The sequence below is a fragment of the Candidatus Eisenbacteria bacterium genome (assembly GCA_013140805.1).
Classification (GTDB): domain Bacteria; phylum Eisenbacteria; class RBG-16-71-46; order RBG-16-71-46; family RBG-16-71-46; genus JABFRW01.
This window is the reverse complement of sequence record JABFRW010000075.1, coordinates 1-13869: the sequence shown is the minus strand read 5'-3', so window position 1 is coordinate 13869 and position 13869 is coordinate 1. Positions and strand designations below refer to the sequence as shown.

Here is a 13869-nt window from a genome sequence, read left to right as displayed (position 1 = left end):
ATCGCTTCCTCCTTCGTTGACGTCTTCCAGGACATCGACGAGGAGAGCCGACGCGGCCCGCCGTTGCAACTCCCGGCGGCCGCTCATGCAGGAAATATGAATTTACAGAAGCGACGTTACGCTAACATGGATTGAATAGACGCTCATATAGATTGCCCGACCGATCGATATCCCAGAGGTTGTGCAGGCGCCATGGGATGTTCGCACGGAGCCCAACGCCCGGTTCATAGACCTGCAACATACTGGAGTGTACGAGTTGGTTGGTTGAATCTCTTGCATATCGATGCACAAGCATGTCGCCGTTGAAGTCGATGAAATAGTTATCTAGATACACCGGTTCAGGCGAGGTTCCCGTTGTGACCATGTGAATTGAATCGCTGAAGGAGTAGGACGTTGCCCCGCGCAGGCTCGCAATCAGAGTTGGGGCGCCACCTGTGGCTAGTGGTCGCTCGCCCCAGAGTCGACCGTCGTTCAGAACCCGATGCCGAACGGAGCCGTCTGGGACCACGAGCGTTGAAAGCAAACTGCCAGTCGCAGAGAATCTCCGAATCTCTGTCTGGCCGACGTCCGGTTTCACCGAGACAAAGAGCGTGTCGTTGAGGCTGGAAAGAGTCGGGACACCACCTATTGGATACGTGACCCCACTGAGATCAAAGGTCACAGCGGTTCCGACTCGATGAATCCTCCACTTATCAACGACAATCGTGCGGAACCAAATATCACCATTGGGAGCGAAGGCGCACTGGGTGATGTCAACGCCGGGAAGGGAATCGACCAAGGGCGGTGCCGGAAGGGGGATGGCGTCACACGGCGAAGCCGTGACGAGCATGATCACCAGCTGAAGTGCGCTGCGTTTGCTCAAGATTGCGCGACTGTGACCTGAGCGGCTCATCGGCCAGCTCCTCACTTGCCAAGTTCCGAACAGCGGAACACTCGCTGCGACGCAAATACAAAGTCATGGTCCTTCGTTGCTCGCGCGGACTTGGCAGCAAGTTCAGGGGCCGCGAGAAGTCGCTCGAGGTCAGTGAGCGATTCGGCCATGATCATCTGCGCGATCCGCTGGGGAGTGCCCCAGCATTCGGACGAGCTCGTGTCCGTTCTGTGTGCCAGTTGCGCGAAGGCGCGTTCGAAGACCGTCAGGTCAACTTCGTAGTCGTGATCGCCACGAGAGAAGACGTCGTCGCCTTTGGCGACGAGTCCGGGAACGTCCTCGGCCTTCACTTCCTGCGCAGCATCGAGGTACTGACGATACCCGCGGTACCACTGTCGGGGCCCCGGTTTGTCGACAGTCCGGACTTCAGCGAGCGGCCCTGATGCTCCGCCCGTCGGAGACCAGCGCCACCGAATCACGACACTAATGGTGTCGATGCTGAGCGCCGCGGTGTCGCACGAGTAGGGGAACCACGCTTGCCCGCGCTGATCTAGGCCCCGTGAGAGACGAGCAAGGCCGGGGAGCATGTCTCTCGTTGCGCGCTCTGTCACGTACATGACTTGGCCCACGGCGCCGCACAGCAGGCTGTCCCGCTGCTGGAGGCTGCTCCAGGGCGAGGCCGAACTTCCCATTGCCCCGCCGGACATGACACGCGGCGGATACAGCTTGCGCTCGAATACGAGCACGTTGCTCGCGGCCCGCTCCGAGGCGCGGAGCGGGGAGCTGCTTGCGCATGAGCAAACTGCCACCATGAATGCGGCGAGCCCTGTCAGCATGATGCGCGCGACGGCTCCGGAGAGCGGGTTCGTGTGTCGCCCGCGGGTTCCCAGTCTTCTACCGTTCTCCACGTCCTCACCTCCTGCGCCTCGTGGGAACCGTTGACCAAATTGGTGATGCATGCGCTTGCGTGTTCTCCGGCTGCGCAATGCGCGCATGAAACGTGGCATCTGCAAGCAGATCCCGCAACGCCCAATTCATGTCGGCAGCGGTTCGGCGCCGGCCCAGAGCCGTCGAGTAGTCGCAATGGGCACGTCAGCGCGCCACCCCCATCACCCCTCCAGCGCCACCGAGTCGAGTCGCCACACCATGTCACCGCTCTGAAGCTGCAGCTGATACACGTCACCGCTGGAGGCGGTGACGGAGAAGAAGAAGTGGGGATGTCGTCCCGAGCGTTCGGTCCAGCGCGCGTTGACGGACACCACGCGGTGTTCGCGCCCTCCGCGTCGAAACGCGATCGGGGTCACGACACCGCCGTGAAAGTCCGCACGCACGGGGACCGCCTCGTCGATGAGTTCGAGTCGCATGGCTGCTCCAAACCTGGCTCGGGCACCCTACTGCACGCATGTGCAGCTTTCAAGCCTCTTCTTCTGTATAGCCGAGACTCACTCCATGGCTCCGGAGGGCCGATATGGGGTAAAGAGATCTCGCCACCAGGTCGTGAGGGAACCCACGTGAAGCGCATCGCCATCATTGCCATCGCCATCGCCGCCGCGTTGATCGCGGCCGCGTCGCAGCACCCCGCCCGCGCCGCCGATGTCGCGGCCACGCTCAAGACCACCGAGCTCGGCAAGGGGCCGACGATCGTGCTGGTCCACAGCCTCGGCGGGGGGCGCATGCAGTGGATCCCCACCACCAAGCGCCTCATGTCGAATCACCGCGTGGTCATGGTGGATTTGCCGGGCCACGGCGGCAGCACCATGCCGGACCCGTTCTCGTTCGAGGCGTCGGCCGCGGCCCTCGCGCAGTTGCTCTCCCAGTACAAAGCCGAGAGCACGATCGTGGTGGGGCAGGGGATCGGCGGACTGATCTCGCTCGTGGCGGCGGGCACGCACCCGGAGCGCCTGAAGGGGCTGATGCTGATCGACGCCGCGGCGCGGCTCGAGATGCAGATCCCCGAGCAGCAGCAGAAGTATTTCCTCGAGTACCTCGAGAGCAACTACGACGCGGTGATGAAGCCCATGTTCCTCGCGCAGGCGCGTGACTCGGCCGAGGGCGTGGTGCTGTGGGCGACTGCCTCGCAGGTGCCGGCGATCACGATGAAGTCGTACTTCCGCACGTTGCTCAACTTCGACGGCTCCAAGTACGCGAGGGGCTTCAAGCCCGCGCTGATGTTCGTCGGCACCGAGAAGGTGTGGCCGACCGAGAAGAAGTGGGAGGAACTGGCCAAGTCGATGGGCTACGAAGAGGCCGCCGCGATCCCGAACCGTCGCCTCACCGGTGCGGCCGCCTCGGTGTGGGCGCAGCAGCCCGACTCGCTCGCCGCGCTCATCTCGGCGTTCGCCGACCAGGCCTACGCGCGCAAGTGATTCGCGCTCCGCGCTTCCTGACGCTGCTGATGCTGATCGGCGCGGTGACGGGGCTCGCGCTGCTGCGCGAGAGCACGCCGACGCCGAATGCGCACGGCACGTTTGGCCGCGGTCCGCGCGTGGTGCTGGTGCACGGGCTCGGAAGCAGCGATGCGGACTGGCTGCCGACCGCGCGCGCGCTGGCGCGTCGCCACCAGGTGACGCTGGTCGATCTGCCGGGCCACGGCCTGAGCGACATGCCGCACAACTTTTCGCTCGAAGAAGCACGCGTGGCGCTCGACGTGGCGCTGGCCGAGATCGGGAACGAGCCGGTCACCCTGGTCGGGCACTCGGTCGGCGGCCTCGTGTGCGCGGCCGAGGCGCTCGCTTCGCCGGGGCGCGTGCGTGCGCTGGTGCTGATCGAGACCGCGCTCAAGCCGCCGATGAACGAAGCGGCACGCGCCGGCCTGCTGGCCGCACTCGACTCCGACTACGACGGCGTGATCCACGCCGCCTACCTCGACTTCGGGCGTGACGCCGAGCAGGGCGAGCGGCTCTATCGCGAGGTGAGGGCGCTCGACTCGACCACGGTCAAGCGCTGGATCCGACTCGCCATGACGAGCGACATCTCGGCACAGATGACGCGCCTGCAGCCGCCGATGCTCGCGATCTTCGCGCCACGCACCTGGGGACCCGACGAGCGCTGGGAAGACGTCGCTGCGATCATCGGCTTCGACCAAGTGCCGCAGCTCGAGGTCGAGCGGATCCGCGACGCCGGCCACTTCGTGATGCTCGATCAGCCGCAGGAACTGGCGGCTCGCATCGCGCGCTTCGCCGCGCATCCGGAAGGTGAGCCGATCGCGGGTCGGTAGCGCCGCGATGCAGGTGGCGCAGCAGCTCAGGCGGCGCGGGCGACCGGCGCGTTCGAGTCGCCGCCGCCGATGCTCTCGATGTCGTCGGGCTCGACGTCGCGCACCGCGGGCAGCGACTGCATGGCGGTCGCGATGCGAAGCCGCAGCTCGTCGGGCGTCACCGGGCGCAGCAGGTAGAGATCCACGCCACCGTCGACGGCGGCCTGCACGTCCTCGGAGCGCGAGCGCGTGGTGACGATCACGAAGCGGCGTCCCATCGCATCGTCGTCGCGCGAGCGCATGTGGCTCACCAGCGCGGGAGCGTCGAAGCCCGAACTCGGCCAGCCGGTCAACACCAGCCGCGTGGTCTCGTCGCACAGCTCGGTCGCCTGGGGCGCGCCCTCGGCCTCGCGAACCTCGCTGCATCCGCAGTCGGTGGCGGCGCGAGCCAGCATGCGCCTCACCGTCGCGGACGGGTCCACGACCAGGCAATTCATCGGATCACGAACTCGCGGACGAGGACCCGTTCAGGTCTTCGAGCAACCGGCTCAGCACCTCCGAGCGCACCGGCTCACTGTCGTAGAAGCCGTCGGCGAGCCGGCCGAGAATCGTGCTGATGCGACCCGGAATGGCGTCGCCGGGCGGCACGAGTTCGTGCTCGAGCATCGACATCTCGCGGGCTTCGCTCGAGAGCTCGACGCGATCGCGCTCGTCGAATCCGTGTTCGGCGCCACGCGCGACCGCATCCCGTGCGACTTCGGACCGCTCGTGCAGACGGGCGTTTTCGCGGGCACCCTTGGACGCCTGCGGCGCCCGGGAATCCCTTGCGATGGATGCGAGATCCGTTCGCTGGGGAAGGGCTGGTTCGCGCGGTGGAATCTTCATGTCTTTGGCTCCGGCTTTCGGATTGCAGAGGGGGCGGGATTCGGAAACTCCCGTTCTCCTGCTTCCAAGTGTCGGCCGCCCCGGGGGTGAGTTGAGGGTCCCCGGCAGAAATCTAGGCGCCGCCCGCGGGGGTCGGGGGCTGCGAAAGCCCCGCCGCGACCTGTCGATTGATCTCGATGAGGGAGTTCAACTTGGCCGGATCCGGCTTCGCCATCAGCTCGAACGTGCGGCGGTCGACGAACACGCTGAGGCTCAGGAGCTTGGCTCGCAGCTCTGCCGGCAGCACGCTGCCGGGCTCGCTCAGCTCGGCCTGAAAGAACGTCCACAGCCGCTGGTTGTAGTTCAGCGCGGCCGAGAGTCGCGCTCGCAGATCCGTCGCGTTCCAGTTCGCGATGCAGTCCTGGAGCTGACGTGCGGCCTTGAACAGCGCGGTGGCTTCGAGCTCGCGGCTCGAGCGTGACGACTTTCCGGCGGTCTCGTAGGCATCCAGTGGATTAGCGTGCACGGGCGAGGATCCCACGCTCGTCTTCGAGCAGTTGGCGGGCGCTGCGCAGGGCCTGATAGAGCCGATGCTGCTCGACTTCGACTTCCATCACGTCGAGCCGCGGTGTCAGGCTGGGTGCGGCGGCCTTCACGTCGGCCACCAGTTCGTGGTAGGTCGCGAGGTGCGTTTCGGCGCGCGCGGGGTCGACGTAGAGCAGCTCGAGCGCCAGGTAGACGCGCTCGCACGGAGTGCGAACCGCCTGCGGGCTCAGGATGTCGGACTCGCGCAGCACCGGTACTTCGCATTCGATCCAGAATTCAGCGCGCTGGTCGCCGTTTCGAATCGCGGTTCCGCCGATGATCACGCGTTCGTTCGGCTTGAGTGTGAGTCGAAGCGCCAAGGTGTTCCTCGCAGGCAGGGTGAATGACCGAATCCATAGTCGAGATTGCTTCCTGAACTACTGAAACGGGGGGCCGAAGCCCCCCGTCACATCGGCCGGACGGACGCCGGCGGTCACGGCAGCCCCTCGTAATTCTGCCGTTCCGCCCGCACGTCCGCCGGACCACTTCACGACTCGCCTAGAACAGGCTGAGGACGCCCTGCTGCGCCTGCGATGACAGGCTCAACGACACGATGCCGAGCTGCTGGCGCGTCTGTAGCGCAAGCATATTGGCACCTTCCTCGTTCTGATCCGCGGCGGTCAGCTGAGAAGCGCCGGTTGTCAGCGTGTTGATCAGGTCGTCGGTGAACGCCTGACGGGTCGAGATCACCGTGTTGTTCGAGGCCAGCGTCGAAGCGTTGGTGCGGAGCGTCGACAGTGCGATGTCGAGATCCGCGACCGCTGCGTCGATGTCGCCATTCGCCGCCCACGCGTTCGCCGCTGCCGCGACGCCGAGACCGGCCGCGGAAGCATCGAATCCCGTGATCGTGATGTCCGACGAGCCGCTCTCATTGAAGTCGACCGTCAGCGTGCTGGCGGCCGCCAGCAGATTGGTGCCCTTGTAGCCCGCGTCCGCCGCGAGGTTCGTGATCTGGGTCATCAGACCGTCGAACTGGGTCGCGAGCGTGGCGCGATCCGCCACTGACGCGCTACGAGCGGAGGCCGCGACGCCCTTGGCCTGCTCGATCAGAGACGTGATGCCGTCGATACCGCCACTTGCGGCTTCGACGGTCTGGATCGCTTCACCCATCGCCTGCTTGCGAGCCGCGAGGTCGTTGGCGCGGCTGCGATGATTCTGTGCGGCGAAGTACGCCGACGCGTCGTCCACCGCCGTGTTGACCTTGAGGCCGGTCGCGAGGCGCTGCGTGGTGCGGGCCAGGAGCCGCGCGGAGTCCTGCAACTGAAGCAGGTTGCTGCGCATTCCGCCGGCGAGGGTGATGTCATTGATCGGCATTGAAGTCCTCTCCATTCTGGGACTTTGAGTTGGGCCGCGGGCGTTCTGCCCGCGCGTCGGCTGGTTTGGCCGACCCCACTAGAGTCGGATTGCATGCGTGCGACTTGAGGGCCGCACGATCAGCGCAGGAAGTCGAGCAGATTGAGTTCGAGCGCGCGCGCTGTGACCGCGTAAGCCTGTTCCAACGCCTGCTGTTCGGTACGCAGCCGCACCGCCGCCTCGGCCGGATCGACCGAGCGAATGGCGTCGCGACGCGTCAGCAGCGTGCTCTGTTCGGTGGCAATGCGATTTGCAGCGCGCTCGACGGTGGCGATCCGCGAACCGGCATCGCTCTCGAGCCCCAGCAATCCGCGCGCGGCCTGATCGGCGGCAGTCGCCGCGGTGTTGATCGCGGTGCCGTCTCCGCTGGTGACCTGAGTTTCGATGTCGACCAGGGCCTGAATCGCGGCGCCGAAGCCCGGCTGGCCGTTGCGCCTCACGACCACGCGCGTGCCGTCGTCGACCTCGGCCTCGCGGGTGCCGAGATTGCCCTGATAGGTGCCGTCGGCCAGGAACGGTGGCGCGGTGCTGGCGGTTCCGCCGAACAGGAAGTCATCGCCCATGCGGGTATTGCCGAGCGAGACCAGCTCCTGACGCAGGAGCTGAACCTGCTGCACGATCTGGGCTCTCAGCGGATCTCCGGGTGCGAGCCCGGTGGCGCCGCGCGCCAGTTCGCGCGCCTGCAGCACTACCTCGCGGGCGGCATGCAGGGCCCCGCTCTCGGCCTCGAGGCTCACGCGGGCCGACACTCCGTTACGCCGGAATTGCTCGATTTCGGCGACTCGGCTCTCGATGCGTGCCAGGGTCGCCGAGCCGACGGGATCGTCGGAAGGCGTCAGTATGCGCAGTCCGCTCACGGCTTCCTGCTGAGCACGGGCGAAGCGCGCTGAGCGCATGCGCAAGTCGGCGAGCAGCTGAGTGGTTCCGGACGGTCTGGAGATGCGCATGAGGGGCCCCCGAGGGAGAAAGTTGCCTTCGGGGGAGAAGTCTCGGCAGGTTTCGGCGCGACCTGAGGGTGAGAACCCCCATGACACGCGCGGGCGACGAGGGTAAGCTGCCGGCGGCCCTCATGGATGCAGGATTGGCCGCGGCATCCCCTACCGAGTGGTAAGCCCGATTCGCTGAACCTTGTGCACGTACGTGGCCCACCAACTTTGGGTGCGAATCGATTCATGCACGTAGCGTTCGCTGGACGATTTCTGATTTTGCGAAGTCTCGGCCGCGGTGCGATGGGCGAGGTGTTTCTCGCTCACGACCTCGCGACCGGCCGCGAAGTCGCGCTCAAGAAGCTGCGCGCGCAGGCCGATCCGACCGCCGCCGCGACTCTGCGTGCCGAATTCGAGGCTCTCAAGCGCTTCCAGCACCCCGCCCTGGTGCAGGTCCACGACTTCGGCTTCGGGCCCGGCGGCGAGCCGTACTTCACCATGGACTACGTGCCGGGCCTGGCCGCCGACCGCGTGGTGGCACGCGGCGACTGGCGCGCGCTCGGGGTCGTCGCCGAGCGTGTGGCCGAGGCGCTCGAGGCGCTGCACGCGCAGGGCCTGGCGCACGGGGATCTCAAGCCTTCAAATATTCTGGTGGTGCACGGCCAGGAAGTGCCGCAACGCATCGCCAGTGTCTACCTGGTGGACTTCGGACTGGTTCGACGGCTCGCGGATCCCGGCGGTGGGCATCGCGGCACGCCCGGCTACGCAGCACCCGAGATCGTACTCGGAGGTCCGCCTTCGATCGCCTCGGATCTCTACTCGCTCGGCGTCACGATGTTCGCGCTGATTGCGCAGCGCCTCCCGTTCGAGAGCGCCGACTCCGACGAAGTGCTGCGCCTGCAGCAGCTCGGTCCACCCAGTTCGCTGCCGCTCGAGTCGGCGGGCGCCCCGTGGCCGCTGATCGAGCTGGTGCTGCGGTTGCTCGCGCCGCGCCCGGTCGATCGTCCGCGTGATGCGGGCGAAGTCCGCAAGGATCTCGAGCGCTGGCTTCCGGCGATCCGGCGGCCTCTGGCCGAGCGACTGCTCTCGCGCACGGTGGTGGGGCGCGAACGGGAACTGGCGTCTCTCGAGCAGTGGATCGTCGAGCCCGCGGTGCGCTCGGCGGCGAAGATCGTCGCCGGCCCGGCGGGCTGCGGCAAGTCCGCGCTCCTCGGCGAGCTGGGCTCGCGCGCGAGCCTCGCGGACCGCGCGGTGCTGTCGCTCTCGGCGGCGAATCTCGACGGTCCCGCAGGGCTCGCGCACGCGGTGGTGCGGGCACTCACGCGTGGCGATGGACGCGGGCGTGGCGCCAAGAGTGGAGGTCGCGGCCGGCGCCGCGCGCGTTCCGAGAACTCGGCGAACGACGATCTCGCCGCCCTGGTCGAGCGCACGGTCACGGCGGCCACCACGCTTCCCGATGCGGGTGGCGGACTCCTCGTGCTGGTCGACGACGCCGATCATCTGGACGAGGCCTCCGCCGCCTGGCTGCGGCGCGTTCTGCTCCACCCGGTCGCGGTGCCGATCCGCTGGGTGCTGGCGGTTCGCACGCTCGATGGCGTCGCCAACGAGGCGATCCGGCTGCTCGCCGACGCCGGGCTCGCACACGCCCAGCGACTCGAATGGCTGCGTCGCACCGACGTCACCCGCCTGATCGGTCAGCGCTTGCTGGCCCCGGTCCCGGCAGCTCTCGACAAGTTCGTGTGGGATCGCGCCAGCGGGCATCCGGGCTTGAGTGCCGAGCTGCTCCATGCCGCCGCCGCGTGCGGCGCGCTGCGCGAGAGCGAGGCGGGGCTCGTGTTCGTCCCCGAGTCTCTGACCTCGATTGCGCCGATCGACTTCGAAGCCGCGCTGCTGAGTCGTGCCCGCCAGCTCGACGAAACCGCGCAGTCGGTCGTCGCCTTGCTGGCGGTCGCCCGCGTCGCGCTGCCGGTCGATCGGCTCACGGCATGGATCCCGGCACTCGAATCGCGCACGATCGAGACGCTGGTCGACAGCGGGCTGGTGTCGCACGAGTCCGACGATCGCCTGGTGTTCCGCGCTCCGTCACTCGCGGCCCGCCTGCTCGAGTCGCTCGCGGCGCCGGAGCGCGCCGCGCTCCATCGCCGTCTGCTCGAGCTGCCGGGACTTCCGGCCGCCGATCGCTTTCATCACCTGCAGGCCGCGGGGCTCGAGGAAGACGCGCTCTCGGAGGCCGCACGCGCATGGGAACAGCACGCCGACCGAGGCATCGCGCTCGCCGCGGCCACGATCGCGGAGGGTGCGCACGCCGTCGTCGCGGCCGCGATGTGGTTCGAGCGTGCCGCGTTCGCGTGCACCTCGGAAGGCCGCTACGCCGATGCGATCCCGATGCTCGAGCGCGCACTCGAACTCGACGCCGAGCCGGCGCGGCGCGGCGACCGCTGGCTGCTGCTCTCGACCGCGGTGCTGCGTGCGCGTGCGCCGCAGGAAGTGATCGGCGTCATTCGCCGCACCGAAGGTGAACCGCTCTCGAACACGCATCGCATTCAGCTCCGCATCAATTGCGCCGCCTCGCTGATGGCGCTCGGTAGCTCGGACGATGCGGAACGCGAGGCTCGCGAGGCGCTCGCGGCGGCGGATCTCGAAGGCGACCCGCTCGGCGCGGCACTGGCCTCGGAGATCCTCGCGCTGATCGGCAGCAACTCGGGGCGGCTCGAGGAAGCGTCCCGGCACATCGAGCGCGCCCGCACCGAATCGGCGCGCTGCGGTCGGCCGGTGGTGGTGGCGCGGATTCTCGGTCAGGCGGCGGGACTCGAGCGCATGAGCGGCCGGTTCGACGAAGCCGAGCGCATCCTGCGTCACGCGGTCGAAGGCGCGCGTGGCCTCGGAAATCGCCACGCATTGCACAGTCTGCTCGGCCAGCTCACGGCGTTTCTCACCTCGCTCGGTCGCTGGTCCGAGCTGCAGGCGCCGGCGCGCGAATCGGTGCGGATCGCGATCGAGGACGGGCGCGCGAGCGATGCGGCCTATTCGTACCTGCTGCTCGCGACCGTCGAGGGTCTGACCGGCAATTCGCGCGCGGCGGCGCGACTCGGTCGCGTCGCGGTCCGGCTCTCGCAGCGCTCATGCCCGAGCATCCTGTCGGGTGCCTGGCGTGCGGTGGCGATCGCCGCGCGGGTGCGCGGCCACTGGGCACGCGCCGAGAAAGCACTTCATCGGGCCCTGCGACACTCCGCCGCCGGCTCGCTCGAAGAAGCGTGGTGGGCGCGCATCGAGCTCGGACTCGTGCACGCAGCGCGCAAACGGTGGGCGGAAGCCGGTCAGGCGTGGGAGTCGGTGTGGGCCGAGGGACAGGGGCATCGCGGCATCGCATGGGCGACCGCCACAGCACTCGCGGGCCGGGCCGCGTTGCGCTCTTCGACCGCCGAGCGCGCGGCGCAGCGTCTCGACGAAGTCGAAGCGTGGCTCGTGACGCAGCCGGTCGCCTATCCGCTCGGCTATGCCCGCGCGCTCAAGGCGGAGATGGCACTGGTGCGCGGCGAACTGACCGAGGCGTTCGAAGCCGGAGCTCAAGCGCTCGGGGCACTCGACAACCTGCCGGCGCCGGCCGACCACGCGCGCGTGGCGCTCGAGCTGGCGCGCCTCGCGCCCGAGACCGATGCCGCGCACAGCCACGTCCTGCAGTGGCTCGAAGAAGCGCAGCACACCTGCGCCCGCACCGGCGACCGCGCGACGCTGCTGCAGGTGCACGCTCTGCAGATCAAGTTGCTGCACCGCGGCGCGCCCGCGCCGAGCCCGACGCGCGATCGCGAGCTGCTGGAACGCGTGAGCTGGCTCTTCCACTCGCTCGGAGATCTGGACGAGCTGATGAACCGGGCGATGAAGTCGGTCGTCGAACAGCTCGGCGCCGAGCGCGGCGTGCTGCTGTTGCGCGACGAATCGAACGGTCAGCTGCTGCCGATGGCCGAAGTCGGCACCGTCGACTCGGACCTTCGCATCCGCGCGGTCGGCTTCAGCCGCCGTTTGGTCCAGCGCGTCACCGACAGCGGCGACAGCCTCGTGATCGAGGATGCCGCTCAGGACCCGCGCGCGCGCACCGAGAGCGTTTTGGATCTGCGGCTGCGTTCCATCCTGTGCGTGCCGCTGGTCGTCGGGACGCGGGTGATCGGTGCCATCTACTTGCACGATTCACGACGCCCCAGCAGCTTTGGCGAGGCCGAGCGCGTGATGGTCGAGGGCTTCGCCCAGGTGATGGCTGCCGCGATCGAGCGCAGCCGCCGTCTCGACGAGCTGCGGCTCGAGAGCGAAGCGCTGGCGAGCGAAAACCTCTCGCTGCGCCGTCAGATCGGTGCGCAGGGTAAGTGGGAGGGTGTGATCGGCACCAGCCAGGCGATGCGCCAGGTGCTCACGATCGTCGAGCACGCCGCGCGCACCAACGCCACGGTGCTGATGACCGGCGAAAATGGCACCGGCAAGGACCTGATCGCGCGCACGCTGCACCGACTGAGCAAGCGCAACGCCGGGCCGTTCGTGGTGGTGAACTGTGGTGCATTGCCGGAATCGCTGCTCGAAAGCGAGTTGTACGGAATTCGCGCGAACGTGGCGACCGGGGTGCGGGCGCGACCGGGCCGCTTCCTGCAGGCGAACGGCGGCACGCTGTTCCTCGACGAGATCGGCGACATGCCGATCGAGCAGCAGGTCGCGCTGCTTTCGGCGATCTCGAATCGCGAGATCACGCCGGTCGGCGGCGGCAAGCCGATTCCGCTCGACGTGCGCATCATCGCGGCGACCAACCGGAACCTGCGCCAGCTGGTCGAGAGCGGAAAGTTTCGGGAAGACCTGTACTACCGGGTGAGCGTGATCGAGATCGAGGTGCCACCCTTGCGCGAGCGCAAGGCCGACGTTCCGGCGCTGGCGCGGCACTTCTTGCAGAAGTCCGCGCGCGAGAACTCGCGCGCCGTTCCGCCACTCGCGCCGGATTTCCTCACGACGCTGAGTGGCTGCGAATGGCCCGGCAACGTGCGCGAGCTGGAGAACTACATCGAGCGCGTGTTCGCCATGATGACCGGAGAAGTGCTCCGCGCGGTACCGCCGCCCCGCAGCCTCGGTCGGCGCATTCGCATGCCGCGGCCGCCCGGTGTGGGCCTGCGGGAGTCGGTGTGGCAACTCGAGCGCACGATGCTCACCGAGGCGCTCCAGGAGGCACGCGGGAATCAGAGTCTCGCGGCCCGGCGCCTTGGAATCCCCGAGCAGAAGGTGCGGCAGCTCATGAAGAAGTACGGGCTCCCATCGCATCGCCGTAGGCCGCGTCTTCGCTGAATCTGGCGAGACGGCCCAAAAGGCTGAAATACGTGGGTGATTCGGCGGAATTGAGCGTCCATCATGAAATTGCTCGCGGGAACCGGCGAAATCGTCCGGTCGTTCGGGCCACACTTCGTTCCGCATTTCAGGCCCGCAACCTCAGTGTGTTCCGCAGTTTGAAGAACATTCCGGACGTCTCGTCCGGATCGGCACGCCTCTCGCGTTAGAGAACGAGCAGCGTCGAACCTTCGACGCGCATCGCCACTCGACCGGAGGTAGCCATGAAACGCTCACTGTCCGTACTTCTCCCGCTCGTCGTGCTCACGTTCGCGGCCTCGATCGCTTCTGCCCAGGTCGCCCCGCCCACCAGCAGCGGCGGCACCCTTGTGATCGGCGCTCCGCAGGCGGGCGAGAACGCGGCCGCCGCGCCAATCGCGAACTCGCGCGCCTTTGCGCGCCAGTGGGCGAGCCTCGTCAGTCGCGACAGCTGGGTCGCTCAGTTCCGTGTCGCGACCGGACTGCTGCCGCGGCGCACCTCCGATCTGTCGCGCATCCAGCGCTCCGTGGGGCGCTGAGTCTCGGTGGTCACGCTTTCAGGGTTTGCCATGGACGGATCGGGTGCTCCGCGGGGGACGGACGCTGATCTCTCGCCCGCGGAGCTCATCCTGCGCTGTCGCCACACGCTCCTGCCGGTCATCGTGATCGGCGGAAGCGACGCCGATCGCGAGGCGATCGCGCGCGCCTTCCATCGCCACAGCCCGATGCGCGGTGGACCC

12 protein-coding genes are annotated in these 13869 nt (G+C 67.7%); 4 read left to right on the top strand and 8 right to left on the bottom strand.

The annotated features are described in order from the left end of the window. Positions 1-903: 903 nt before the first annotated feature. The gene (locus HOP12_06805) at positions 904-1779 is read right to left on the bottom strand and encodes a hypothetical protein (protein NOT33863.1); all 876 of its coding nucleotides are present in this window, start codon (positions 1777-1779) and stop codon (positions 904-906) included. A 201-nt stretch (positions 1780-1980) separates the two neighbouring features. After that, complete coding sequence (locus tag HOP12_06800) at positions 1981-2235, bottom strand: hypothetical protein (protein ID NOT33862.1); 255 nt, start codon at positions 2233-2235, stop codon at positions 1981-1983. Between the two features lie 147 nt (positions 2236-2382). On the opposite strand from HOP12_06800, the gene HOP12_06795 reads away from it, so the two are divergent. Beyond that, positions 2383-3237 carry an alpha/beta hydrolase gene (locus tag HOP12_06795; GenBank protein NOT33861.1) on the top strand — a complete coding sequence of 285 codons (855 nt, stop codon included), beginning with the start codon at positions 2383-2385 and terminating at the stop codon, positions 3235-3237. Continuing rightward, complete coding sequence (locus HOP12_06790; protein NOT33860.1) at positions 3234-4088, top strand: alpha/beta hydrolase; 855 nt, start codon at positions 3234-3236, stop codon at positions 4086-4088. The genes HOP12_06795 and HOP12_06790 overlap by 4 nt, the downstream gene beginning before the upstream one ends. Positions 4089-4114: 26 nt before the next feature. Here HOP12_06790 and HOP12_06785 read toward each other — a convergent pair whose 3' ends face one another. The 6 genes from HOP12_06785 to HOP12_06760 all read right to left on the bottom strand — a co-directional run bounded on the left by HOP12_06785 (position 4115) and on the right by HOP12_06760 (position 7816). After that, positions 4115-4564, bottom strand: coding sequence for a response regulator (locus tag HOP12_06785; GenBank protein ID NOT33859.1), 450 nt, complete (start codon positions 4562-4564; stop codon positions 4115-4117). 4 nt (positions 4565-4568) lie between these two features. Beyond that, positions 4569-4952: a hypothetical protein gene (locus HOP12_06780; GenBank protein ID NOT33858.1), complete on the bottom strand. Its 384-nt coding sequence runs from the start codon at positions 4950-4952 to the stop codon at positions 4569-4571. A 112-nt stretch (positions 4953-5064) separates the two neighbouring features. Further along, positions 5065-5457: a flagellar biosynthesis regulator FlaF gene (gene flaF / locus HOP12_06775; protein NOT33857.1), complete on the bottom strand. Its 393-nt coding sequence runs from the start codon at positions 5455-5457 to the stop codon at positions 5065-5067. Further along, positions 5447-5836, bottom strand: coding sequence for a flagellar protein FlbT (locus HOP12_06770; GenBank protein NOT33856.1), 390 nt, complete (start codon positions 5834-5836; stop codon positions 5447-5449). Before HOP12_06770 ends, flaF begins: the two co-directional genes overlap by 11 nt. Positions 5837-6014: 178 nt before the next feature. Beyond that, positions 6015-6830 (bottom strand): flagellin, encoded by an 816-nt coding sequence (locus HOP12_06765; protein ID NOT33855.1) that lies wholly within the window; start codon positions 6828-6830, stop codon positions 6015-6017. Between the two features lie 119 nt (positions 6831-6949). Beyond that, positions 6950-7816, bottom strand: coding sequence for a hypothetical protein (locus HOP12_06760; protein ID NOT33854.1), 867 nt, complete (start codon positions 7814-7816; stop codon positions 6950-6952). Between the two features lie 282 nt (positions 7817-8098). On the opposite strand from HOP12_06760, the gene HOP12_06755 reads away from it, so the two are divergent. Next, positions 8099-13111, top strand: coding sequence for a sigma 54-interacting transcriptional regulator (locus HOP12_06755; GenBank protein ID NOT33853.1), 5013 nt, complete (start codon positions 8099-8101; stop codon positions 13109-13111). A 263-nt stretch (positions 13112-13374) separates the two neighbouring features. Further along, entirely contained in the window at positions 13375-13668 is a 294-nt protein-coding gene (locus tag HOP12_06750; protein NOT33852.1) for a hypothetical protein, read from the top strand. The last annotated feature ends 201 nt before the right edge of the window (positions 13669-13869 follow it).